This is a genomic window from Proteus vulgaris, from assembly GCF_016647575.1.
Taxonomy (GTDB): domain Bacteria; phylum Pseudomonadota; class Gammaproteobacteria; order Enterobacterales; family Enterobacteriaceae; genus Proteus; species Proteus mirabilis_B.
Genome location: NZ_CP032663.1, coordinates 3,424,987 through 3,449,173, shown reverse-complemented (window position 1 = coordinate 3,449,173; position 24,187 = coordinate 3,424,987). Strand labels below are relative to the sequence as shown.

The window sequence follows — 24,187 nt, the reverse complement described above, 5'->3', positions numbered from 1 at the left end:
CCTTTTGGAGCGCTTTGCTTTTGCGGATCACAGTACCAGTTGGATTTCAGGAGGTGGTGGCGGTAGGGTATCTTTATCCGTATTCACGCCTGCACTTGAACTGCCGGATGCAACACTGGCAGAAACCCATTTAAAAAAGCCAGAGAAGGCATTGGAGTCTAGCGTTTCTAAAGCCACTACTTGAGATGTGAGCTCTTTAAGATGATCGTGTTTGGCTTTCGGACCCACAGCACAAGCGATGATCGAACCAAATGAACGTTTTTTCACTTCTTTAATCGCTTCACCATAGGCGTAAGCATCAGAAGGTGTGCCATCGGTCATTAAGAAGACGAGAGGACGCCAGTCACCTTTTTGGTCACCATCAGAGCGTTTAATATCACGATCGACACACTTGATTAAACATTCCAGTGCTGCCCCCGTAAAAGTACCGCCAGAACTAGGTACGGTGATATCAGAGAATTGGAAATCCTCTAATGCGGTTAATGGGATAAACTCACGTGCTTCATTATCATAGGTAATGATAGAGATATGCACGCTTTCTAATGCGTAAGGATCTTGTCTCAATGCATTAAGCATTGTTTGTATCCCTACGTTAACCGCATGAATAGATTCACCTCTCATTGATCCAGAAGTATCAATTAATAGGTAAACGGGAAGTCTTCTCATTAGGTGAAATCCTTTAAGTAAGAAATAAAGCTATCTGAACTTGAAGGCTCACCAATGGCGTTAAGTTTCCAGCCATTCTCTTCTCTGACTAATTCAGCAAACAGCATTGAACGTTGGTTGTTAAAGGCTTCGCCTCCAGATAAATCAAAACGAGCCATTTCTATATTTTTGGCATCAACAGCACGGATAAAGGCGTTTTGTACTTTACCGAAGTGTTGTTGTAGCTCTCGACCATTGTAAATCTGAACAATAAAGACAATTTTGGTAAATTTAGGATCAAGTGTGTTTAATTTCACGATGATCTGCTCATCGTCTCCATCGCCTGCACCTGTTCTGTTATCACCAGTTAACCAAATCTGTCCTGATTTATGTTGTAGGCTATTAAAGAAAATAATATCGCCATTGACGAGGGATGGTTGCCCACCTTCAATTTTGCCTAAATCGTTTACTTTACCGTTTTCGCCACATAAGAAGGCGATAACATCTAAATCGTATTCTTCGCTTTTTTTACCAAAAAGCCCACCAAGGAATCCGCGTTTTTCTTCGTTGATATCCCAGCCTAAACCGATAGTGACAGAGGAAAGGTCATATTCATTTTTCTTTAAACTAACACCTTGTCCTTTTTTTAAACTAACCGACATATTCATTCCTTTTTTATTTAAAGTACAACGTTAACCTCAGGAGGTGGCGGTGGTAAGTCATCAAGATCACTAATATCTTTCTTAGTTAAATCGACCTTTTGACTACCGACAGAAATACTGGCTGAAACCCACTTAAAGAATGACTTAATCGTATTGGAGTCCGCAGTATCTAGCTGTAATACAATTTCAGTGATATTTTTGAGCACATCAGTTTGTGCTGCTCGTCCTGCCGCACACGCAATAACAACACCCGTGCGTGCCGCTTTAAATTTCTCAACGCCTTTTTTCCAATCGTCTGTTGGGGCACCATCTGTCATCACAAAAACCAATGGGCGCCAATCGCCTTTTGTTTCCGCCGTGGTTTTTTGTACTTCTTTTTCAATACGACTAGAAACTAAAGTAAGTGCTGAACCTAATGCAGTTGTTCCACTTGCGACTAAATCAGGTACTTTAAAATTGATTAAATCAGTGAGTGGCACAATCTGTTGTGCGGTTGAATCAAAGGTGATGATAGAAATGTAAGCGGTTTCTAATGCGTAAGGATCTTGGCGTAGTGTTGATAAGAGCATTTCAACGCCATTTTTTACTGCTGCAATAGGTTCTCCATGCATAGAACCCGATGTATCAAGTAAAAGGTAAACTGGCAATCTTCTCATGCATTTATCCTGTGAGTGAGGTAGAAGTAAGCGATTAATATACTAACCGACTCATGAAGGTGTTCAATTGAGATAATGCTTAGTTTAATTAAATTAGAAAAAAAACGCAGTGATGATTGTCCAATATTATTAATCTGAATAAAGATCGCATGAAAAGTAAAATAAAAGAGGAATTGAGCTGCATTTCACTCCAAAATTGAGTGGCGAAGTGATTTAATTTTATTAAAGGAAGTATTTTTTATTTTGCTATCACAATAAGAGTGATGCTAAATGATTGGCTGATAATGATTAGGTATAAATACCTTTCTTCAGTTTAAAACAATAAAAACTATAAAAATCAATCAATTCAAAGTGTTAATGTGTTTTTTGTTTTTTTATTTTTAAAGTAATTTAAAATAGAGTAAGAGTATGAATTAATATATAAGTTAACTTTATTAAATAAGTATTTTTATATATTTTTCATTTTTGTTGTTTTATAAAAAGTAACTTGATATCGAAGCATCAAGTTACTTTTCTATTATTCACTTTTAATTCTTTTTTTCTTTTTCTTTCTCGGCTATTTCAGCGAGTGTTGATTGAATTAAATTTTCAATATAGTGATCAACTAATAATTCAACAGCTTCACTACGTGTAGAATTATTTAAATAAGATAATCTATCAATCTTACGTAATGCTGACATTTTTAATGAAAGTGAAACAGATTTTTTCTTATCTTTATCAAGATAAACTCGGCTTGTCATTCCATTATGACGAAGATCTTCACTGGCAGATAATGCCTCACGCATACGGCGTAATGCTTTACTATCGAGTTGACCTCGTTCAGTCATTTGATATGCGCGAGAGGCTTTGCTGTATTTTATTTCAGCGCCATAAGAATCTCTTATCTCTTTTAAAACGCGAGTTAACGTAGGCTCTGAGCATTCAAGAGCAGAAATAATCTTAATGGTTGGAACCTTTTTTCCAGAGCTTAAAAGGGTTGCCAGTGTAAAGACTCTGACCTGACGAGTGCTTAATTGCATGCTTAGTTACCACTTATTCTGTCATTTGTGTGTCAAAATATTCAGCAATAATTTCTATTATTCTTGTTCTGTATTGACAAGGATAAATAAAATAAGCTTCCTATTAAATGTAGTATAAATTAATAATTGAAATAAAAAAAATACACTTTTTTAAATAAAAAAAATCGCGTTATTCTTATAAGTTCTAGTTAAAGATAACATGCTTTAACTAGAAACTTATAAATCGAAATCAATATAAGATAATTATTTTATCTCATAGAGATTACCGCCCGTTACAGAGTATTTTATGTTGCGTTAAAACGTTGAGCATTATTTTGTTGGTTAGGAATAATGCCATAAATTTTAGCTCTGGTTAAAATACTCAATGCCCAGCGACGATGTGTTGCTGGTTCACACATTGCACCTTGTGATTTAAAGACAGCTTGTGTTGAATTTAAAATACGCAACGCATCTGAATGATCGGATTGAGATACCATGAGCGCTTGTTCAATTTTATGAATTTGCTTTGGATGGATTGCCGTTTTACCGACAAGACCATTGGCAATATCAAGTGCCAGCTCTTTATCCATAATATGATGATCATCAATATGCTCACAAACAGGCGCAGTAAGGGCAAATTGGCGAGCACCAAAGACAGCAACCAACATTTTTATCACGTAACCCATTGGACCATCATAAAGTGTTAATTGGCGATTACGTCTAAGAGAAATGACATTCATTAAGTCATTACCACCAATACGTAGTGCAATAATTCTGTTATGGCAAGGGTGAGTTAACAGGTGGTTTGCAAGCTCTGTCATTTGAATAACATCAAACACTTCTTCTGTTTCAAGTGTTGGCATCATACATAAATGCGTGTTTTCAATAATATTCCACCAAACTGGCAGAGAAGCTTGCGTGAACTTAGGCAAAACAAGACCATCGATGGCACTGACATCAAGGTTTTCAGTGATCCATTGACCCATTTCAGTGTGGCGAGGGCGAATAAACAGCAGTGGCCAATGGCTACAATCACTGTTTTTTTTATGCTCTGCCAAAGTATTTAATAACGCGGCCAAATTTTCTAATGCAACAGGAATATCGGCATCACTCACGGCATCTTCTAAACAGATAATTAAAGAGCGTAACCCTTCAATTTTCTGGTTGATGATCGTTGTTGCGATATCTGTTCGCGTTGCAGGCATATAAAGCGTTGCCCCTAAATTCCACGGGGATAATCGTTCAATCATTATTTCACCTTTTTAATGATAGTCACTGCACGATATTGACCAAGCGCTTGCCCTGCTTCAATAACAGCAATATTTTTTTCCTGCGCAAGATAAACCAATAATGCAACATCAGGATCGGCTATTTCTCTTACAAGAACATGGTCAGGTACACGACGTAAAACAGCGCGTGTGGCTTCAGCAATACCGGGTTTTATACGATTGATATTTGAAATATCATATTTGTTTGCAAGTGAACTAACGACGTTTTCGCTCAGCTTTTTTAAGTCTGATTGTTGTTCTTTAAATGTGGCGAGTGGAATATCGTTATCAATTAATGTATCAACGACTTTTCCAACAGTATCAACAAGGTAACGACTGCATTCATACTGTTTTAAATGTTGGCAATCCACAAAACCGTGAAAGCCTTTTTCAGTCCAAATTGAACGCGAAATTAATCCTGAAACAGGAGCTCCCATGATCCCAAAGGGGATAAGCCAATCTTCATCGCTGGCACTTAACCATGCACAGCCACAAGGATCAGCAAGGACGACAAGACGAGGTTGAGCTGGATAGCCTTTTCGCCCTGATAACGAACGAATAAGCTCACCTGTAATAGCGCCTTTTCCTGTCCACCCATCAACAAAAACAATACCCTCTGTACCGTGGCGTTGTTCTATCCATGAAAGTGCTTCGCTATCAATGCCCCTATCTCGAATAATACTAATACCGTAGTGATAAGAGGTTTTTCCCATTTTACGCAATGTTTGTTGCAACATGACGCCTAAAGGAACACCTGCACGAACAAGGCTTGTTAGGATTATTGGGGTATCACCAAAGCGTTCAATTAGTGATTTAGCCAACATTATGACTTCAGTTGCTAAGCGTGTAGCGCCTGTTTCTAGTGCTTTTTCAAAGAGATCTAAATGCCATGTTGTTGGCTCTGGCTCTTGACTTAGCATGTCAGAATAGTGGCGTTTACCCGACTGTATCAGCTCTTCTTTTAATTCAACGGGCGTCATTTCGATATTCACCGGTTGAAGTAGGAAATCGACATCTCCTGATACATAAGAGCCAGAAAACGGCTTATGATCCATCATGTTTATTCTCCAAAAATTTTTGTGTTAATCGCATCTGCAAATTGGCTTTGACGAGGAAGCCCATACCAACTGCATAATTTCATAAAGCGATGATCACTAAGGCTATCGCCAAGTCCAATTACAGGGAAAACACCTCGCTCAGCTTTTAATTTATTGAGCAAATAGGTGACAGCTTTGCCTTTTTCGATAGGCTCAGGTAACCAAGCAATATTGTTGCTGTTGCGATGAATATAAAAACCGTCGGTTGAAAATGTTTTTTCTATTTCATCACCTATGGCATATAGCTCGTCTAAGCGAGTGCTATCGTTATGCTTCATGACTAAATAAATAGGTAAATCACCATATTCATAGTTAATACGTGCCCAGCCATCAATGTTTCGTTGCGCCATTAATTGCGTAATTGATTGTTGTAGCGTCAACAAACGTTGTGTATAGGTCGCTAAGCTTTGAGTGATATGGCTTTGCCATTGCGCATCTGCTGTGCCTTCAGGCGTTAATATCACTGCACCGTGTGTGGTGATCGCCCAAGAATGAAACGCAATGGTGACTCGGCTAATTTCTTCTGTTCCGCGCGCAGTAACTGGAATTAAATCTGCGTGCTCTAACATCCAATCGACAAGCATGGCTTGCTCTTGAGTCATAAAGCTACGAGGTTCTAAGCTTCTATCGAGCGCACCCGTTTTATAGGGTTCTAGCGCTAATTCATCGACCATCTTACGACGTGTTTGAAATAAGGTGTCGTCGAGATCAGTTAAAATAACGGGCTTAGTCATAACTGATTACCTCAACAATAGGGGCAACTTTATTAAGGGCTTCAATCAGTTGGTGATCAATACTTTCGGCTGGTGTTTCACAACAAAGCAAAATGTGATCAAATTGTTGATGAGCTACGTTATAGACGAAGTTAGGAATACCTAAACCATAATTATCAGTAAATGTAATCGCTGATTGAATGGCAAAATTAGTTGAAATAGGTGAACGGGTTGTTGAGCTATATTTTACAATAGCACCTTGTTTTTCAAGGCGTTCAGCTAATAAGAACGGTTCCCAGACAAATTCTCCCGATCCTAAAACAAGGATCTTTTCACCCAAAGATGCATTGATGGATAAACCGAGATCGCTTGCCGGCGTTGTCATCCCTAATCGACCCCAGCTCTGTTTACCGGTGATCGCTACTTGTCCTGATGCAGTAATATTAACATTAGGCATAACAGGTAAAGGCGCGTTTGGATCGGCATCCCATTGCCATTTACCTTGAACTAAAGAGATGGTCTTAATCGGTAATGGGGAGCGCTCAGAGATAGAATCACCACTCCAATCGGTTAAGGTTACAGCGATAACTTGCTTTATATGGGTTAATCCGCCTTCTTCACGTAGTGCTGAAAGCAGGTTAATAAAGGTATTGCCTGTAGTGGCTTCATCATCAATTAATACAACCGTTTTTGCTTGTTGTACCCACTGGCGTTGCTCTGCTGTTTTAGGCAAATAGAGTAAATGATCGGTCGCGTGGCTGTGATTCTCTTTAAACTCACACAGCAATTCACCCTGATCAACAGGATGACGTGTTGACGTTAAATAAACAGCTTGTTGATAGCGATTTCTCACTTCATCAAAAACGCCAGCACCTAAACCGACCGCGGTTTCTGCCATACCAATAAACAGAACCGGGCCTTCAAGTGAGTCAGGAAATTGACAGGCAAGTTTTTGATAGGTTTCACGCATTTTTTTCGGTGAAACAGGGATATGACGCCCCAATACTTTACTGACAAATAAAAATGCACGCTTAGGATTGCGTCTTTCTGCAATATCAAATAATTCATCAAGTAACTCAATAGGGCAATTTGGCGTCACACTTAATGTGCCACAAGAAAGAAGGCGACGATAAACGGATGAGTCACTCATACTATTTTTCATTATTAATTATTATCCGTACTGATTAAGTTTGTTAACGTTGAATTGAAAACAATAGAATCGGTGATTGAGCGTATTTTTGTTGGTGTAAAATGGTTATTTTGGGCTTGAGCCTCTTCAATACTCATTAATCCTAATTGGCGTAAAGCAAAAATACCTGCAAGGTTAATTCCACAATGTTGGGTATAACCAATACCACCAGAAGGGCGCATATTAATTTCAAGTAAGAGCGGGGTGCCTTGATGATTATTTCGGGTCTGCACATTCACAAGTCCATCGGCTTTCATCGCTGTCGCACACGCTTTACCTAATTCATAAGCCTCGCCTGAAATTTCCAAATGCTGTATTGCACCCTCTTTGCGTCGAGCAACAGCGGCAATAACATTACCTTGCTCAACCACCATATCCACAGAGTATTCTGGACCTGGTAAATAAGGCATCAAGACTAAAGGTTCAAAACGTTCTACCGCCTTTAATGCATCAAGATATTGCTGAGGACTGACTTGGCGATTTTCTGGGTGATTAAACAGTGCCATCGGTGAAACTTGATTATCAAAACGCCAAAAACCCATGCCATAAATCCCTTTTACGGGTTTGATACATAAAGGAGTTTCACCAAAAGGAGGCTCTTTTATATGCGCTTCTAATTCATCGATAGATTCAATATAAATAGAAGGTACCGCAGGAAGCCCACATTGTTCCATTGCTTGTGCAAAGGCGACTTTATTATCAGCTAACTGAAGCTGTTCAAGTTGTGTGGCTCCGGTTGTTAATTTTACCCCTAACGACTCAATTTCTTGGCGGTGTAATTCAAACCATGCGCTATTACGACCCGTGTGAATAACACTCACTTGATGCTGTTTTACAACATCAGCGATAAATTTTAAGCGTAATGTCTCTTCAAGAGGTTCATAAAAAGCCCCATCAGCAAGCGATAAAATCTCATTTCGAGTATGACGATGAGATGCAAGCACAACGATCTCTTGGCGCTGCTGTTTTGCAAAGTCTTTAACACTTTGAATTATATCGCGTTGTGATGATAAACCTTCCATAAACCAAATTGTGTTATTCATTACTCTGTATACCGTGAAATAAAAGTGTAGGGTTCAAGACCTATAATCATGAAGATTTCGAAGAACTGTGTCAATCATAATATGATTTATTTGAGTTAATTTTAAAATTGGGTGATTGATTGCGTTATTATTATGATTTTCTTGTATTTTTAACATTTCCTTACAATAAAAATATCATTAATATCAATAAATTGACAAAACTTTAAGATTGAATAAGAAAAATAGTCTTGCTCATGTACTTCATCATGATATGATGATTTTCATGATATGGAATTAATCACAAATGGCGTTATTGTTTCACTCTACCTCTGAAGGAATTTAATTATGGTTTCATTAAGCAAGAATCAAACAGTTTCTCTCAGTAAACAAGCACCTACACTGAGCCATTTAATGTTTGGTTTGGGCTGGGATCCGATTAAGAAAAAAGGATTATTAGGCGGTCTTTTTGGTGGTGGTGGTTCTATTGATTTAGATGCAAGTTGCGTATTGCTTGACGCAAGTGGCAATCAAATCGATACCATTTGGTTTAGAAAATTAAAATCAAGTTGTCAGTCAGTTATTCACTCTGGTGATAACTTAACAGGTGACGGTGATGGCGATGATGAAACAATTTTCGTTGATTTAGACCGTTTACCAACAAATGTTGAATACTTGGTATTCACAGTAAACAGTTTCCGTGGGCAAACATTTAATGAAGTTGAAAACGCATTCTGCCGTGTTGTTGATAAAACAACTAACAAAGAGCTAGTGCGTTATACCTTAACAGAGCAAGGCTCTCATACAGGTATCGTGATTGCTTCTTTGCAACGTAATCATGGTCAATGGGATTTCACTGCGTTTGGTGCCCCTTGTAAAGGCCGTGTTATTAACGACATGATGCCTGATATTGTGGCTACGGTGGTGCGATAAATGAATATGACTCCAGGTGGGAACTTACCGGTTCCTAATCAAACATTAATCGTTAGAATTCAATCAGGTGCGCCTGTTGATGTTTCTGCTTTTAGACTTTATGCGTCAGGTAAAGTGAATGGCGACACCGATATGGTGTTTTATGGGCAGACAGCCAATGATGATCGCACCGTTATTTATGCGACAGCCGGAAACAGCACATCTTTTACTGTGGATTTAGCCCGTTTACGTCCTGATGTTGAAAAAATTGCGTTTACTGCGACCTGTGATGGTCAACAAACTATCGCAAATTTACAACGATTATCGATTCAAGTTGATGCTAATAACGAAGTGGTGGCGAACGGTAATGTTGATATTAACGGTCGTCCTGAAGCGGCATTAATTTTAGGTGAATTGTATCGTCGTAATGGTAGTTGGAAGTTCCGCTTTATTGCCCAAGGGTTTAACGGGGGTTTAAAACCACTCGCTGAACATTTTGGTGTGGATATTGCAGATCCTGCTCCAACGCAAGCACCAGCACCGAAACCGGCACCCGCTCCAACGCCAGCGCCAAGTTCGGTGAACTTAAGTAAAGTCTCTTTAACTAAAGAGAAACCAGCAATCAGCCTTACGAAGAAAGATGACTTCGGTAAAATTAGAATCAACCTTGATTGGCATCGTGAAAGCAAAAGCGGGAGCTCTGGGTTATTAGGTGGATTGTTCGGCGGCAATAAAGGTATCGACCTAGATATCGGTGCATTCGTTGAACTTCAACAAGGGCATAAGTCTGTTATTCAAGCATTAGGAAACGGGTTTGGCGATTTTAACCGTATTCCTTTTGTTGAATTGCAAGGTGATGACCGCACAGGAGATGTTGCTGGTGGTGAATGGATCTTTGTGAATGGGCGTGAATGGAAAAATATTAAGCAAGTGCTGATTTTCGCGTTTATTTATGAAGGTGTGCCGAATTGGAGCAAGACTGATGGTGTGGTCACTATTCATGTTCCTGATCAACCACCTATCGAAACACGCTTAACTGATGGTAATAATGGTCGAGGCATGTGTGCGATTGCCCGACTAGTTAATGAGAACGGATCAATAAAAGTTGAACGTCTCAATGAGTTTTTTAAAGGCCACCGTGATATGGATAATGCCTACGGGTGGGGATTTCGCTGGACAGCGGGCTCTAAGTGATCAAATTGATATAAGGAAAAATAACATGAGTTTTTTTAACAAATTAAAAGAAGGTTTTAATACAGGCCGTTCTGAGTTAGCCAAGCAAGTTGGTCGCTTTAAAAATAAAAAATTTATGCAAGGTACCGTTGCGGTTTGTGCGCGTATCGCCATTGCCAGTGACGGAGTGAGTTCTGAAGAAAAACAGAAGATGCTTGGTTTTTTAAAAGCATCGGATGAACTTAAAGTATTTGATACTACTGAAGTTATCGAATTCTTTAATAAGCTAATCCTGAGTTTCGAGTTTGATACTGAAGTCGGTAAAGGCGAAACCATGAAGTATATTCTGGCAATGAAAGATCAGCCAGAAGCTGCGCAATTAGCTATTCGTGTCGGTATTGCTGTTGCGAAAAGTGATGGCGATTTTGACAATGATGAAAAAGAAGCGGTGCGTGCTATTGCCATTGCATTAGGCTTTGAGCCCGCAGAATTTGGTTTGTAATTAATTTATAGGGAACCGTTCAGGAATTATTATGGTATCCACACATATTGGTTTTCCGACAGAAACTGTCATTGTCTTTGTTGTACTTGCGATTGGCGCTATTTTTATCGACTTATTTATGCATCGTGCAGATAAGCCGATAACGTTAAAGAATGCCATATTTTGGTCTATATTCTGGGTTGCTATTGCAATGGCATTCGCAGGATTCCTTTATATTCACCATGGTGCAGAAGTTGCGAGCTTATTCGTAACAGGTTATGCATTAGAGAAAGTGCTTTCCGTTGATAACTTGTTTGTCATGATGGCGATTTTCTCTTGGTTTGCTGTACCTGATCGCTTCCGTCACCGCGTTCTTTATTGGGGTATCATCGGTGCTATCGTTTTCCGTGGGATCTTTGTTGCCATCGGTACAGGACTGTTAAGTTTAGGACCATATGTTGAGGTAGTATTTGCCTTAATCGTTGCTTGGACGGCAGTTATGATGCTGAAAAGCGGTGATGACAGTGAAGAGATTGAAGACTATTCACAACATCTTGCTTATCGCTTAGTTAAACGATTTTTCCCTATATGGCCAAAAATCACAGGGCATGCTTTCGTATTAACACAAAAAGAAGTTGATGCTGAATTAGCAAAACCAGAAAACAAAGAAATTACTATCGGTCGTGGTACAAAAGCGGCGTTATATGCAACACCACTTATGCTGTGTGTGGCTGTTGTAGAGCTTTCCGATGTGATGTTTGCTTTCGACTCGGTTCCCGCTATTATCGCAGTAAGCCGTGAACCCCTCATTGTTTATAGTGCAATGATGTTTGCAATCTTAGGCTTACGTACGCTTTACTTCGTGTTAGAAGCGTTAAAACAGTATCTGGTTTACCTTGAAAAAGCGGTTATTGTGTTGTTGTTCTTTATTGCTGCAAAACTGGGTTTAAATGCAACAGATCATATCTGGCAACATGGATACAGCATTTCCGCGACAACTAGCCTATTTGTTGTGCTAGGTGTTCTTGCTCTGGGTATTATTGCAAGCTTTGTATTCCCAGAGAAAAAAGATGATGAAGGTAAGACAAATTAATAAATATTCTTGAGAAATCAGAATATTAAAAACAAAACTAAAGAGGTTATAAAATGAGCGTTTCTCTTTCTAAAGGTGGTAATGTCTCTCTGAGCAAAGCAGCCCCAACGATGAAAAACGTCCTTGTCGGACTTGGTTGGGATGCCCGTTCTACAGATGGTCAAGATTTTGACTTAGATGCGTCTGTATTTCTGTTAGCTGCAAATGGAAAAGTGCGTAGCGATGCCGATTTCATTTTTTATAATAACTTAAGATCTGCTGATGGCTCAGTTGTTCACACTGGTGACAACCGTACTGGTGAAGGCGATGGTGATGATGAAGCGCTGAAAATCAAATTAGACATGATCCCGAATGATGTCGATAAGGTTATCTTCGTTGTGACTATCCATGATGCGCAAGCTCGTCGCCAAAGCTTTGGCCAAGTATCAGGTGCATTTATTCGTTTAGTTAATGATGACAACCAAATTGAAGTTGCTCGTTATGACTTAACTGAAGATGCATCAACAGAAACAGCAATGTTATTTGGTGAGCTATATCGCCATAACGCAGAATGGAAATTCCGCGCTGTTGGTCAGGGTTATGCGGGTGGTTTAGGTTCAGTTTGTGCTCAATACGGTATTAATGCCTCTTGATCGTCGATTTATAAGACACTAACCGCTGGCAATCATAAGATGTGATTGCCAGTTTATTCAATAAAGTAGGAGCTTTGATATGGCAGTTTCCCTTGTTAAAGGTGGTAATGTTTCTCTGACTAAAGAAGCACCAACAATGTCGGTTGCTATGGTTGGTCTAGGATGGGATGCCCGCGTGACTGATGGCGCAGAGTTCGATTTAGATGCGTCAGTGTTCATGGTAGGTGAAGATGGAAAAGTACTTTCAGACGCAAGTTTTATCTTCTTTAATAACAAAGTGAGTCAATGTGGAAGCGTTGAGCACCAAGGAGATAACCGTACTGGGGAAGGCGATGGTGATGATGAGCAAGTAAAAATCACTCTATCAAAAGTCCCTGCTGAAGTGAAAAAACTGGTATTCGCAGTCACCATTTATGATGCAGAAAACCGTAAACAAAACTTTGGTATGGTCAGCAACAGTTTTATGCGCGTTTATAACAACGACAATAATACTGAAATTGCACGCTTTGACCTTTCTGAAGATGCATCAACAGAAACTGCAATGATCTTTGGTGAGTTATATCGCCACGGCGCAGAGTGGAAATTCAAAGCAGTTGGTCAAGGTTTTGCGGGTGGTTTAGGTGCGTTAGCAGCACAACACGGCGTAAATATCTAAGACTCTATTTAGCCCTCGCTTTGCGGGGGCTATTTGTTTGTGTTGATAAGAAAACAGTAAGTGATTAAGACTCTTTTTTAGTTGCCGCTTTAATCGGTGAATTTTTAGATTTACGACGACCTGTATGAAAGTGGCGCCAATGTGGATCTTGCGCTGCAAACAGCAATTCATGATCACCACGAGAATCTCCCCACGCCCTTAAATGGTATTGTGTTAAGTCTCCATATACGGCTTCTAATCGTTTTATTTTTTCACCACAACGACAGTTATTACCAATAATTTTACCTGTCAGCTTACCATCAATAACTTCAAGCGTTGTTCCTATTAGTTTAATGCCTAAGCGCTTGGCAAAAGGTTGCAACACCATCGCGGGTGATGCAGAACAAATTGTCACTTCAGCATTGCTATTCACTTCTTCTGCAACAGCGAATAAGCCAGTAGGGCGCATCAATTTAGCCCAGTAAAGCTTGCAAAATTCTTCTGCTTTTTCTTTTAACCATTGTTCATCAATATTGGTTAGAAAGGTTTTGATAAGCACTTCTTTTAGTTCATCACGAGTGAGTTTGCGTCTAAAGCAACGTAATGTTGGTAATACCATTTTAATTAAACGGCGTGAGAATTTACGTTTGCCAAAGGCGAATTTTAGAAAAGGAATAAAACTGTCGTGATAGGTTAGCGTGCCATCAAAATCAAACACTGATAACGTTTTTACGGTGTTTTTCGCGTTTTCAAATTGGGGTTGCATACAGGATAAGGCTCCGTAAATCATCAGAGTTTGAGAAATATATTTTACTTATTATATCATTGTTCTAAAAATGAGATAGAGGCGATCTTATTTATTGATAAATAATGATTTTTCCGATTTTTAACGAGGCGTGGAATAATGGATCATAAAAAACACCTCTTAGTGATTTAGGCTAAGAGGTGTGATTTTATGCTGTTGGCAAACAGAATAAGAGATTAATAGTATTCAATCATAAAGGTTGCAGCCCCATCCGCTTTACCTGCGGATATTCTGTCATCAACACGAATATAGCGTGCACGCAATGGAATGCTTACTGTACCTGCCTTTTCAGTAATGGGTTGTGCAAAAGCAGTTGGCGTATTAAATTTAACAAAATCTTCACCCACATCACCGAATGCAAGTTGTATCCCTACACCTTTTGCTGCACCTGGAACATCATTTACTTTAAAAGTACCCGGATATTCAGGAATAGTTGGATTCACAGGTTTTATGGTGACTTTGATCTCGTTTGGATCGCGTTCAGGGAATGTTTGGCCCACTTCACTTGTGTATACATTTCCCTTACCTCCTGAATAATAACCCCTAAATGCAGGACAATTGGTTAATATAATATCGGAGTTTATCCATTTGGTTGTACTACCTTTATTGGGTAATGTAGATGTTTCGTGTTTACCCAACTCCACCGTATAATCTTGGGTTTTACAACTTGATGATGTCACAGTTATGGAGCCTGAGATCTCTATATATGAAGCTACAATGGGAAATCCTGGCGCATCAACTTGATTTTTATCGGGATAATTAACATCAAGTTGCATCCGTGCAATGTTAGTTAGATCAAAAGTACCCGGTTGAATTGGACCAATTTTAATTATTGAATAATGTAATATTGGTGCAGCAAAATACCGAAGTGACTTCCGATTTTCATTAAGTTCTCGTTGTCCTTCCCAAGATAACTTAGGAATGCCAAGTGGTAATGTATTTTCTTTATTCCGGTTTGCATAAAATACAATACCTAGCCCTGGATTATTTGTTCGAAAAACATTAGATGGAATACCCGGACGTGTTACAGGTGTTCCTGCTGTGCTTAGTATTTTCAACTCCTGTCTTTCCGCAAACCAGATTACTCTATTTGGATCTTCTGAAAAATCACCAGTACACTCATAATTTAGTGCTCTGTTGTTATAATCTATTTGTCCCTGATAAACAACGGAACCTATTGGCATATCAGGCCCAACAAAAATATTACCGGTTACTATCATCGAGCGAGTAAATAAAGGGGCATCCATTGTACATTTGACATCCGGTTTTGCCATTACTTCCGCAACAGGAAAAAGTAGAAGCATTAAGGCTAATGAATTTTTAATAATCGGCTTCATACTTTATTCTCCACATACACTAGTAAGTTGAACAAAACTACTTTGATTATTTTTATCTTGTGCTGGTGCATTATAGTTAATGGTACATTGCTGTATTTCACCTGGTCCCCACTTAATCGTTAAACGACCTGATGGATTTTTAACGCGGGCGTAGAGAAGTCCTCCCTGACCAATGCTACCCACTTCACTGTTCTGTTCATCGTAAGCGACACTACCAAATGGAATAGGTCCATTATTTCTTTGGATAGTAATCAACAATGGCATACCCTTGTCAGTTTCAAAGACAACTTTAGTAATTGCACCTTCAAATGGCGCGACAAAGGCTTGAGTGTTTTGTAACTCAACGTTAGTTGACATATTTTTAGGGTTAATGGTGATATCGTTTAATTGATACGGAGTTAAGTAAGGCACTAAAGCGTAGCCAAAGCTGTTCACTTCGATACCCGGATAGCCACTTACCGCAGCACCTTGTGCACCATCAGCATCAACAATAGTAAAGGTATTACTTTGATAAGCGGATGCGGCTAAGCCACCTGACCAACCCACTAACGAACCACTTGCCCCGACTGACGCATTTTGATAGTGCTCACCAATACCGTAGGTTGCACTTAAGCTACTAAAGTTCGTTCTCGCGTTACCACTCATTGTCATACTTGAACCAACGCCGTGGTTTGTATTCATCGCGGTTACACCATAAGAGTAACGGTTATCCGCACCCGCAGAGCCAGAAATACCAAGACGTTCACCCACATAACCTCGACCATCACGAGTCACTGCTGCGGTTAAAGTTGGCATATGGTCAATACTGAGATCATATAACGGCAAGGTAAAGTTCATCTCAAAAGTGGTTTCTTTTTTACCTTCGGCATTACGGACTTGACCTACGTTTAGACCATAAGACAACCTGCGCCAGTTGTTGTTATAACCCAATTGGTACTGTAAGTCGGTAGTATCATTATTCCAGTAGTTTTGGGTATAACCAGTGACATAAAAGTTACCCCATCCCTCAGCTAACCCCTGATCGATGGTAACGTTAAAACGACTCTTTGGACGCCAGATGTTACTAATACTTCTGCCATGTTTTTCTTCATTTATTGCCTGTACCGCAGAGGTATAGTCGTAGAAGTTTTCGGAGTTAAATTTATATGCTGCAATAGTCAAGTTACTGTTGGTATCTTGAATATATTTACTGTAACTCACCTGATAACTCTGTCCGCTATTAACAGCAGAAGCTGTAGTGTTTAAATGCACTCGAGCTTGTGTGACGTCGGCAGAAAAAGCACCTAAAGGTGTACTTAATGCCAAACCAACTTGAACAGCGTAGTAATCTGCACCTGTACCCTGAACACCTGCATAACCTGTAATAATATTGGTTAAACCACGGCGGTAGGTGGCTTGATATAAAGTAGGATCATAATCTACAGACTTGGAATTTAAATGACCTGCTGCAACAGTGTAGTTATGTTGCCCAGGGCGTAATAATTGTACCAGTGAAGCATAATAAACTTTGAAGTTTTGTTGTGAACCATCGGCTTCTTGAATGGTGACATCCAAGTTACCACCATAACCAGAAGGGTAGAGGTCATTAATTTCGAATGGGCCTGGTGAAACCACTGTTTCGTGAATAACACGTCCATCTTGGCGAATAATGACTCGCGCATTGGTTTTCGCAATACCACGAATGGTTGGTGCAAACCCACGTTGAGAATCCGGTAACATTTTCTCGTCACTAAAAAGCTGGATACCTCTTAGTGGTTGAGAGTCAAATAACTGACCTGTTGTTAACACATCCCCAATTTGTACTACCCCTCTAATTGTGGTGATAATACGCTCTAAATAGTTATAGGTTGATGTGTAATCATGGCCATTGTTTTCGTCCCATGAGTAGTTACCAGTATGATGAAAACTCCATGTTCCCAAATTTACATGGCTATCAATACCAGCAAATGCGGAATCATAGTTTGTACCGTTATTTCTAGATGTAAAATAGTTAGCATTATAGTTCACTAACAGGGCGTTGATCCCTCTATCCCATAGTGAAGGGCTAACATAACCTCTCGGTTTATAGCCAACAAGTGCTTGTGGGACTTCAACATTAAGGCGTTGTATTGAAGGATCATAGGTAACGGCTGTTGAAGGAACGAGATTAACTAATTCAATACATTCATGAAGCTCCATTGCACTTTTCAGCAATGGAGACTGTTTATCATCTTTGATATTGATAAGGCTCATCGTGTCTTTAGTGAGACAGGGTTCCACTTTTTGGTTAGCCATTTCTCTAAAAGTGATTTTTTGTTTAGCAATAAAATGATTATTAACGTAAACATCAACATCCCACGTACCAGGTAATATTGAGTTTTCCTTGTCAAAACGGCTGATATCAATATCACTTTGTGACGTATTCATAAAAATAGGGTTAAATGTGGTTGCGGTATTATTATTACCATTTGTGGTAGGCAAATTATTGCCATTAGCACTTGCTGGTAAACTTTGTGTCGCAACATGCGCGGGTAATGTATTTACACCCGATAATGCACGATTACCATTCGGCAGCCATTTATTCTTTTCTGTTACTGTTATATTTTCTGCATAGGTATAAGGCGCGACTAGAAAAAAAGTCACACCAGCAGATATTATAATAGTTTTTAAAATATAACTGCTCATTTAAATATTCCCGTATATTTTATGAAATCACTGGAGAATTAAAGTTTTGATTCAACTATTTTCATTGCGCCCCAATCGTTTACATATCGATAAACGACTTTATTTCCTATATTTGTTGATATGCCATTGGGTATAGCAAAATCATGGCTACCTAATGGTGGAACTAATTCACCATCAATAGGTTGTTTATCATTTCCATTAAGAGAAATAGAAACTAAAGAAACATAATAAGGGGCATTATTGATGACTTTTAACGTGTTACCTGAAACTGAAAACTTTAAGCCTTCAGCTGCTTCAATAGGACCCATTTTATCTTTTAGCGTAACTGGACGATAAAATAGCTTTATTCTAGAGCGATAAGCGATTTGTAGTTTATTTTCTTCACCCGTTGCATTAGGTGGTATTTCTAATACGTTAAGCCAATAAATAGTTTCTTTATCTTTTGGTAAAGCAACACCACCGGTATAACCAATTCTTAATGTCTGTGATTTAGTCGGTTCAATACGGAAAACAGGTGGTGTTAAAACAAATGGAACTTGAATAGTTTCTGGAGCTGCATCAACATCTCCGGTATCAAGCCAATTTTGAATTAATACAGGTACAGTTCCTTCATTAGAAACTTTAAGCGTTACTTCTTTTTCATTTTCATTATAAATAACACGAGTGCCACTAATTACAACGGCAGCATTCACCCATGTTGGAATAATAATTAATAAACTCAAAAAAAAGCTTTTAATTAATTTGGTGGTTTTCATATTTATCTTTATTCCATTAATAAAAAGCAAACAGGAAGGAGAATTACTCCTCCCTGTTTATTTCGATTATTTATACTGCAGAGTATAAACAACGCTACTTGTTACTTTACCAGCCTCGGTTTTACCGATAGCGTAGTATTCAACAGCGTATGGTAGAGTGGCTTTTTCATCAGTAATTTGAACGTAAGCAGTTGCATTTACTTGAGAAGTATTACCAATTTTGATTGGTGCAAATGCATTGCTACCATCTAACAGTTGTAATTGAACCAGTTTTGCACCAGTTGCAGCGATATCCATGTTTTTCAGACGACCAGCGGCTTGGTCAACTGTTGCACCAGTTTCAAAGAATGCAGATACTGTTTTATGGCCTGCTTGACCGACTTTACAATCAGACAGGTTCATATTGAAACCAGTACGACCAGTTACTTGGCCAGCAGCCGTTAAAGTTGCAGTACTGACTGTAGGCAGAGTAATAGTTGCATCAGGGCCTTGGCCTTCGATATCAACTTTACAAGTTGTATCCGTTAATTCACCATTAAAAGTAATCGTACCAGTATTATCAGCAGCAAAAGCATTACCAGCCATTAGACCAAATGCCATTGCTAAAGATGCACCAATGATAGATTTTTTCATTCTAAATTCCTTCGTTTTATATTAGATAACTACGTTTTAATAAATCGCTAAATATTAAATGGTATTTAGTAATTTATTATTTGACTCGCTATTAGTGTAAAAATAAATAAAAGCTATCCGTGGCAAATAAAAACGCTTATTAAGCGTTTTCTATTTTCCTAATAATTATCTATTAATACAAAATAATAGTTTCGTCGGTTGTTAACACCCCTAACTTCATAAAGCTAATAGCTCATGAAAATAAAACATAATTAAATATTTTATTTTCATGGTTAATTGCTTATAGTGATGTTACGTAATTTTGTTAAACAAATGTTTTTAATTTAGCTGGCTAATAGTAGTACCACTAAATTCATAATCTCTTTTTTTTGATTGCGTATTTGGCACCTTTTCGTTGTAGGTACTTATTACTTCACGATTCAAATCATCCCATGATTTATCAAAAATAATGAGTAACTTATTTATTAAGCTAAGCGACATACTATTTTTCCCGTTCTCATAACGAGATATTTGTTGTTGGCTAACAGAAATTATTTTTGCCAGCTCACGACCTGATAATTTCTTCTCTTTTCTAGCCTTCTTAAAAAAAAGGCCTACTTTGATGTCTAGATCGTTCATAAATTAATTCCAATAACATGAGGTCTAATATATAGAAGTTATCACATATTAAAATTAGTCATTTAAGTTTGAATAACTATATTACACATAAATTATTGCGTAAAAATGGTTTACCCTATGCGATTACATTTTGTAATAGTCTACACCTATCAAGAGAGTAATTATTGTAAGGCTATACTTAAGCTTTAGTAAGTGATAGACATATCAATACGTTAAGTAATTTAATGAAATTATAAACTAAATTCGATACTCGTTATATGAGTTTTATTTGGGTGTAAAATCTCGTCATATAAGTTATATGTTATTTTATGTTTCACTTTTCATCTTTATAAGACGAATTGTATGAAAAGGTTAGATATTGTAAGTAAATATATTTTACGCGGATTATGGGTATTTGTGAAAATTGTAGAACGTAAGAATTCTCTGAATAAAATCAAAAATTGGGGTATATGATGAAAATGAGTTATATATCTTTATAAAAAAATTGTGATCACAACTTTTTTATTTAAAAGAATGAAAAATAAAAATTGATCTAACGCGGTAATTATTGTGGAGAATATTCATATAAAGAAGGATTTGTTGTTTGATGCTAAGTAGGTGGCTTTTTTTAAAAATATTAATTGCAATGATGTTTGGTTTGTTTTCTCGAATGTCTTATTTATCCCGCTATATGAAGTTCAAAATAACTAATGTGTTCTTCTCTCTATTTCTCACTTAAAAGGACGATAATTTTTCATTAACAATATCCTAAGTGTATATACTCTATTTTAGGTGTATCCAAAAATGGTTTATCTCAAATACATGAGCTAGATCGTAAAAATACTTAAGAGTTATTAATCTCTAAGCGATAATAGACATTTCTTGTGAAATTAAAATTTTTTATCGATTTTTAGTTTTCATTAAAATTAGTCCCTAATTGCTAACCAATTAATAACACTGAAATATTATTTCATAACGGTATATGATCTAGGTTAATACTTGAATCTAAGAATAAAAAACTAATTACCATCATTGATTGAGAACTGTGTTAATCGTTTGTATCGATAATTCTGATTAATAAGTAAATAAAATCTATTTTGTGCCGATAAATGAATGCATTTGTATCATTTTATTATCGGGGAAGATTATTTCATGAGTATTGAAAGATCAGCGAAAGTAGGTTCCATCATACTGTTAACTATTTTCTTATTATCATCAGTATTGTCGTCATTTTTTATTTATAGAATGCAAGAAAACTTTGCGTCATTGGATTCCTTGAATACTAGATTGAATAGTGTTCAAGAGGCAAGATATGAATTAGCGACCATTCGTTCTCACGTCAACTACCTAATGTTGTTGAAAACGATGACGGATGAGAACAAGCAAGAAACCATTAAATCACTTGTTGCTGAAGCGAAAGAGCTGGCAACAAAATCTAAAGCGACTATTACTCATTGGGTAGGTGTGAAGAAGATAAGCCCTGATGCCCAACGTAATTCAGAGCAGCTCTCAGTGTTATTCTATTATCTTTTAGATGAACTTATTGCACCTATTGATACGCTAGATTACACAGAATCAAATCTCTCTAACGACTTTACTCGTCTATCTGAACTTTTCGATGAATATCTTATGATCACGAAAGGTGTGAATGATGATATTAAAGCACAGCAAGCTTGGATGGTGCAGTTGTCACTTTACACAACCATTATTGCCCTGGGGATCATTCTTGTTCTTCTTTATATTGTCATTCGTTGGGTAAATAAAACGTTTATCTTTAACTTGAATACATTGTCAGCCATTTTGCAAAAAGTAGGAGAGGGTGATTTAAGTTTCACTCTACCTAAAAAACGAAATGATGAGTTTGGAACCCTGTTCTCTAATGTGGGAGAGATGCAAACTTCGTTAACATCGACTATTCAACTTGTTAAAGAAGAAGCGCTAGAGATCAAAAAAGGCTCAGCGGAAATTGCTTCTGGTAACCAAGATCTCTCTTCTCGTACCGAAGAGCAAGCAAGTGCGTTGCAACAGACAGCTGCGAGTATGGAAGAGATTAAAATTGCGGTAGTGAATAACACGGATAATGCGATTTTAGCTAACTCCATTACCGCAGAGACTCGTGATTTGGCGATTGATGGTTCTAATATCATGAATGATGCAATTAACTCGATGAAAAAAATCGAGGTAGGAACATTAAAGGTTGCTGAAATCAATGATGTGGTTAATAACATTGCAAGCCAAACTAATATTCTGGCATTAAACGCAGCGGTTGAAGCTGCGCGTGCTGGTGAACAAGGTCGCGGATTTACTGTTGTTGCAACAGAAGTGAGAAATTTAGCGGCAAGAAGTGCGGATGCTGCGCGTGAAATTAATCAAATCATCAGAGAATCCGTTGCTGACGTGGCTCATGGTCGAGAATTAGTGAATAGAACGGGCGAGCATATGCAGGATATCGTTTCTTCTATCACTAAAGTTAGCGATATTATGCAGGGCATTAGTATCGCATCAGAAGAGCAAAAAGTGGGTATTGAACAGATAGCAGTCGCTATTAACCAAATGGATTCTGTTGTTCAGCAAAATGCAGCCTTAGTTGAACAAGGTGCAACTTCAACAATGATTTTAGATGAGAAAGCACAAAACTTAACAGATAAAGTTTCAGTCTTTCAAATTAAAGAACAATATTAATAAGTTGAATTAGCCAGTTAATATCGTATTTAAAGCAGGCTCACTTTGAGTGTGAAACTTAAGTGAGCCTTTTATTTAATTATTATTTAAAACACATCTTTTTTATCTTATTAATAGAGGATGTAGATAAAATGGTAGTGTTTGTATTTGTGTAGTCTTTTTTTGATGCTATTTATTAATAATGTTTTAATTTATTTAAGTCGTACGATTTAATAGGATGCTCTTAATTAGATACTCATTAAAAATGTATTTTTCATTTAAAGAAAATAAATAAGATATTTTTAAAAAATAAATGATTCGAATACTCTTTTTATTTTAAAAATCAATTTTTTCTATTTTAATTATTTTTTTGTAAGTTTTTTATTCGTTTTTTTGAAAAATAATTACCTGTTAAACGTTTATTGATTGAAAGATAAGTTAATTTTAAAAATATCTGATTATTTATCTTGATAAGAATAATCTCAAATTTATCATTTTGTATTTTATTGAAGATTAAAGTAAAAAATATATTTTTAGATTATAATTCATTGTTTTATCTGGATTATTTTTTATTTTTTTTAAGTTTTTTGATTAAGTATAAAAACGTAGTTTCTTTAAATGATACTCTATTTTTGTCTTTATTTAATTAGATAATAAAACTAAATAAAATTATTTTTTTTAATTTTATGATTTATATGGTTTTTTTATGCGTGTTTTTCTATTTTTTATTTTATTTTTTATAAAATGTCATTGTTTTTTTCTTTATGATAAGGTTCGCGAAACATAAATAATGAAATCTATCTTTTAGAACTTTAAATAGTTTGACGGGATAATTGTATCTAATAAAATTGATATTTATTTTTTAGAAAACTAAAAGTTTCATTTTTATGGTTAAGGTTGATGCAGATTAATTATTTTAATTTGCCTTTTTACAATCAAATAGAGATGGTGGAAAATGAAATTAACTAAATTAGCGGCTGTATTGGGTTTTAGTTGTTTAATGGTTGCTGGATCTGCATTTGCAGAAGATCCTGTTGAGCCAATTACTGGCGGTCATGGACAAATTACTTTTGAAGGTGAAATTATTGATGCACCTTGTTCAATCGCACCAAATAATGACAAACAAACTGTTCAATTAGGACAAGTATCATCTTCATTATTAAAAGAAGGTGGTCGTAGTACTTCTGAAGCATTTACCATCAAATTAGAAAACTGTTCAACCAAAACTTATAAAACAGTAGAAGCAACTTTCTCTGGTTTAGGTGCGACAGGTATTGATAACGCTATTGCTATTGATGGTACAGCAAAAGGTGCGGGCGTTATTATTTCTCAATACGGTGGCAACATCGTTAAATTAGGTGAAGCAACATCACCTGCACAAGTATTATCTGAAGGCCCTAATGAATTACGTTTCTCTGCTTATTTACAAGGAAAGCAAGGCGTTGATGTGACTCCAGGTACTTTCTCATCTATTGCTACTTTTGCATTAACCTATAAATAAGACTATTAGTTCCCTGAGCCAGTTTTGGCTTAGGGACTATTTATTTGGTTACAAGTGAGAGC

23 protein-coding genes are annotated in these 24,187 nt (G+C 37.2%); 8 read left to right on the top strand and 15 right to left on the bottom strand.

All coding sequences use genetic code 11. The features are described 5' to 3' along the window. Nucleotides 1-27 precede the first annotated feature (27 nt). From D7029_RS15805 to D7029_RS15765, 9 genes are all read right to left on the bottom strand, one after another. Nucleotides 28-666, bottom strand: a complete 639-nt coding sequence (locus D7029_RS15805) for a vWA domain-containing protein (protein ID WP_075672662.1) — start codon at nt 664-666, stop codon at nt 28-30. Next, nucleotides 666-1,307 (bottom strand): TerD family protein, encoded by a 642-nt coding sequence (locus D7029_RS15800; protein WP_088494615.1) that lies wholly within the window; start codon nt 1,305-1,307, stop codon nt 666-668. The genes D7029_RS15805 and D7029_RS15800 overlap by 1 nt, the downstream gene beginning before the upstream one ends. 17 nt (nt 1,308-1,324) lie before the next feature. After that, the gene (locus D7029_RS15795) at nt 1,325-1,963 is read right to left on the bottom strand and encodes a vWA domain-containing protein (protein WP_088494616.1); all 639 of its coding nucleotides are present in this window, start codon (nt 1,961-1,963) and stop codon (nt 1,325-1,327) included. Nucleotides 1,964-2,490: 527 nt separating this feature from the next. Further along, nucleotides 2,491-2,982, bottom strand: coding sequence for a hypothetical protein (locus D7029_RS15790; RefSeq protein WP_023582799.1), 492 nt, complete (start codon nt 2,980-2,982; stop codon nt 2,491-2,493). A 284-nt stretch (nt 2,983-3,266) separates the two neighbouring features. After that, the gene (locus D7029_RS15785) at nt 3,267-4,211 is read right to left on the bottom strand and encodes an HpcH/HpaI aldolase/citrate lyase family protein (RefSeq protein ID WP_109394135.1); all 945 of its coding nucleotides are present in this window, start codon (nt 4,209-4,211) and stop codon (nt 3,267-3,269) included. After that, complete coding sequence (locus D7029_RS15780; protein ID WP_194951194.1) at nt 4,211-5,287, bottom strand: cysteine protease StiP family protein; 1,077 nt, start codon at nt 5,285-5,287, stop codon at nt 4,211-4,213. Before D7029_RS15780 ends, D7029_RS15785 begins: the two co-directional genes overlap by 1 nt. Before the next feature lie 2 nt (nt 5,288-5,289). Next, complete coding sequence (locus D7029_RS15775; protein ID WP_194951193.1) at nt 5,290-6,060, bottom strand: hypothetical protein; 771 nt, start codon at nt 6,058-6,060, stop codon at nt 5,290-5,292. Beyond that, nucleotides 6,053-7,201 (bottom strand): phosphoribosyltransferase domain-containing protein, encoded by a 1,149-nt coding sequence (locus tag D7029_RS15770; RefSeq protein ID WP_416384041.1) that lies wholly within the window; start codon nt 7,199-7,201, stop codon nt 6,053-6,055. Before D7029_RS15770 ends, D7029_RS15775 begins: the two co-directional genes overlap by 8 nt. Before the next feature lie 2 nt (nt 7,202-7,203). Beyond that, complete coding sequence (locus D7029_RS15765; protein ID WP_194951192.1) at nt 7,204-8,271, bottom strand: ATP-grasp domain-containing protein; 1,068 nt, start codon at nt 8,269-8,271, stop codon at nt 7,204-7,206. 324 nt (nt 8,272-8,595) lie between these two features. On the opposite strand from D7029_RS15765, the gene D7029_RS15760 reads away from it, so the two are divergent. The 6 genes from D7029_RS15760 (at nt 8,596) to D7029_RS15735 (ending at nt 13,193) form a co-directional block, all read left to right on the top strand. Beyond that, nucleotides 8,596-9,180: a TerD family protein gene (locus tag D7029_RS15760; RefSeq protein WP_072064329.1), complete on the top strand. Its 585-nt coding sequence runs from the start codon at nt 8,596-8,598 to the stop codon at nt 9,178-9,180. Next, nucleotides 9,181-10,353, top strand: a complete 1,173-nt coding sequence (locus D7029_RS15755) for a TerD family protein (protein ID WP_194951191.1) — start codon at nt 9,181-9,183, stop codon at nt 10,351-10,353. 25 nt (nt 10,354-10,378) lie between these two features. Then, nucleotides 10,379-10,834 (top strand): tellurite resistance TerB family protein, encoded by a 456-nt coding sequence (locus D7029_RS15750; RefSeq protein ID WP_023582792.1) that lies wholly within the window; start codon nt 10,379-10,381, stop codon nt 10,832-10,834. Between the two features lie 31 nt (nt 10,835-10,865). Then, nucleotides 10,866-11,906: a TerC/Alx family metal homeostasis membrane protein gene (locus tag D7029_RS15745; RefSeq protein WP_194951190.1), complete on the top strand. Its 1,041-nt coding sequence runs from the start codon at nt 10,866-10,868 to the stop codon at nt 11,904-11,906. A gap of 53 nt (nt 11,907-11,959) precedes the next feature. Further along, nucleotides 11,960-12,538, top strand: coding sequence for a TerD family protein (locus tag D7029_RS15740; protein WP_072070083.1), 579 nt, complete (start codon nt 11,960-11,962; stop codon nt 12,536-12,538). Between the two features lie 79 nt (nt 12,539-12,617). Continuing rightward, complete coding sequence (locus D7029_RS15735; RefSeq protein ID WP_023582790.1) at nt 12,618-13,193, top strand: TerD family protein; 576 nt, start codon at nt 12,618-12,620, stop codon at nt 13,191-13,193. A 64-nt stretch (nt 13,194-13,257) separates the two neighbouring features. Here the strand turns inward: D7029_RS15735 and D7029_RS15730 are convergent, their stop codons facing one another. The 6 genes from D7029_RS15730 to D7029_RS15705 form a co-directional block, all read right to left on the bottom strand. After that, nucleotides 13,258-13,938, bottom strand: a complete 681-nt coding sequence (locus tag D7029_RS15730; RefSeq protein ID WP_194951189.1) for an HAD family hydrolase — start codon at nt 13,936-13,938, stop codon at nt 13,258-13,260. 215 nt (nt 13,939-14,153) lie between these two features. Next, complete coding sequence (locus tag D7029_RS15725; protein WP_194951188.1) at nt 14,154-15,281, bottom strand: fimbrial protein; 1,128 nt, start codon at nt 15,279-15,281, stop codon at nt 14,154-14,156. Nucleotides 15,282-15,317: 36 nt separating this feature from the next. Next, nucleotides 15,318-17,978, bottom strand: a complete 2,661-nt coding sequence (locus D7029_RS15720; RefSeq protein ID WP_194951187.1) for a fimbria/pilus outer membrane usher protein — start codon at nt 17,976-17,978, stop codon at nt 15,318-15,320. Nucleotides 17,979-18,016: 38 nt separating this feature from the next. Continuing rightward, nucleotides 18,017-18,733: a molecular chaperone gene (locus D7029_RS15715; RefSeq protein ID WP_194951186.1), complete on the bottom strand. Its 717-nt coding sequence runs from the start codon at nt 18,731-18,733 to the stop codon at nt 18,017-18,019. A 66-nt stretch (nt 18,734-18,799) separates the two neighbouring features. Further along, a complete protein-coding gene (locus D7029_RS15710) occupies nt 18,800-19,366 on the bottom strand; it encodes a fimbrial protein (RefSeq protein ID WP_194951185.1) in 567 nt (188 codons plus the stop codon). 318 nt (nt 19,367-19,684) lie between these two features. Next, nucleotides 19,685-19,984 carry a helix-turn-helix domain-containing protein gene (locus D7029_RS15705; RefSeq protein WP_194951184.1) on the bottom strand — a complete coding sequence of 100 codons (300 nt, stop codon included), beginning with the start codon at nt 19,982-19,984 and terminating at the stop codon, nt 19,685-19,687. A 1,131-nt stretch (nt 19,985-21,115) separates the two neighbouring features. Here D7029_RS15705 and D7029_RS15700 point away from each other — a divergent pair. After that, nucleotides 21,116-22,645, top strand: a complete 1,530-nt coding sequence (locus D7029_RS15700) for a methyl-accepting chemotaxis protein (RefSeq protein WP_194951183.1) — start codon at nt 21,116-21,118, stop codon at nt 22,643-22,645. A gap of 934 nt (nt 22,646-23,579) precedes the next feature. Next, nucleotides 23,580-24,125: a fimbrial protein gene (locus D7029_RS15695; protein ID WP_165122412.1), complete on the top strand. Its 546-nt coding sequence runs from the start codon at nt 23,580-23,582 to the stop codon at nt 24,123-24,125. Nucleotides 24,126-24,187 lie beyond the last annotated feature (62 nt).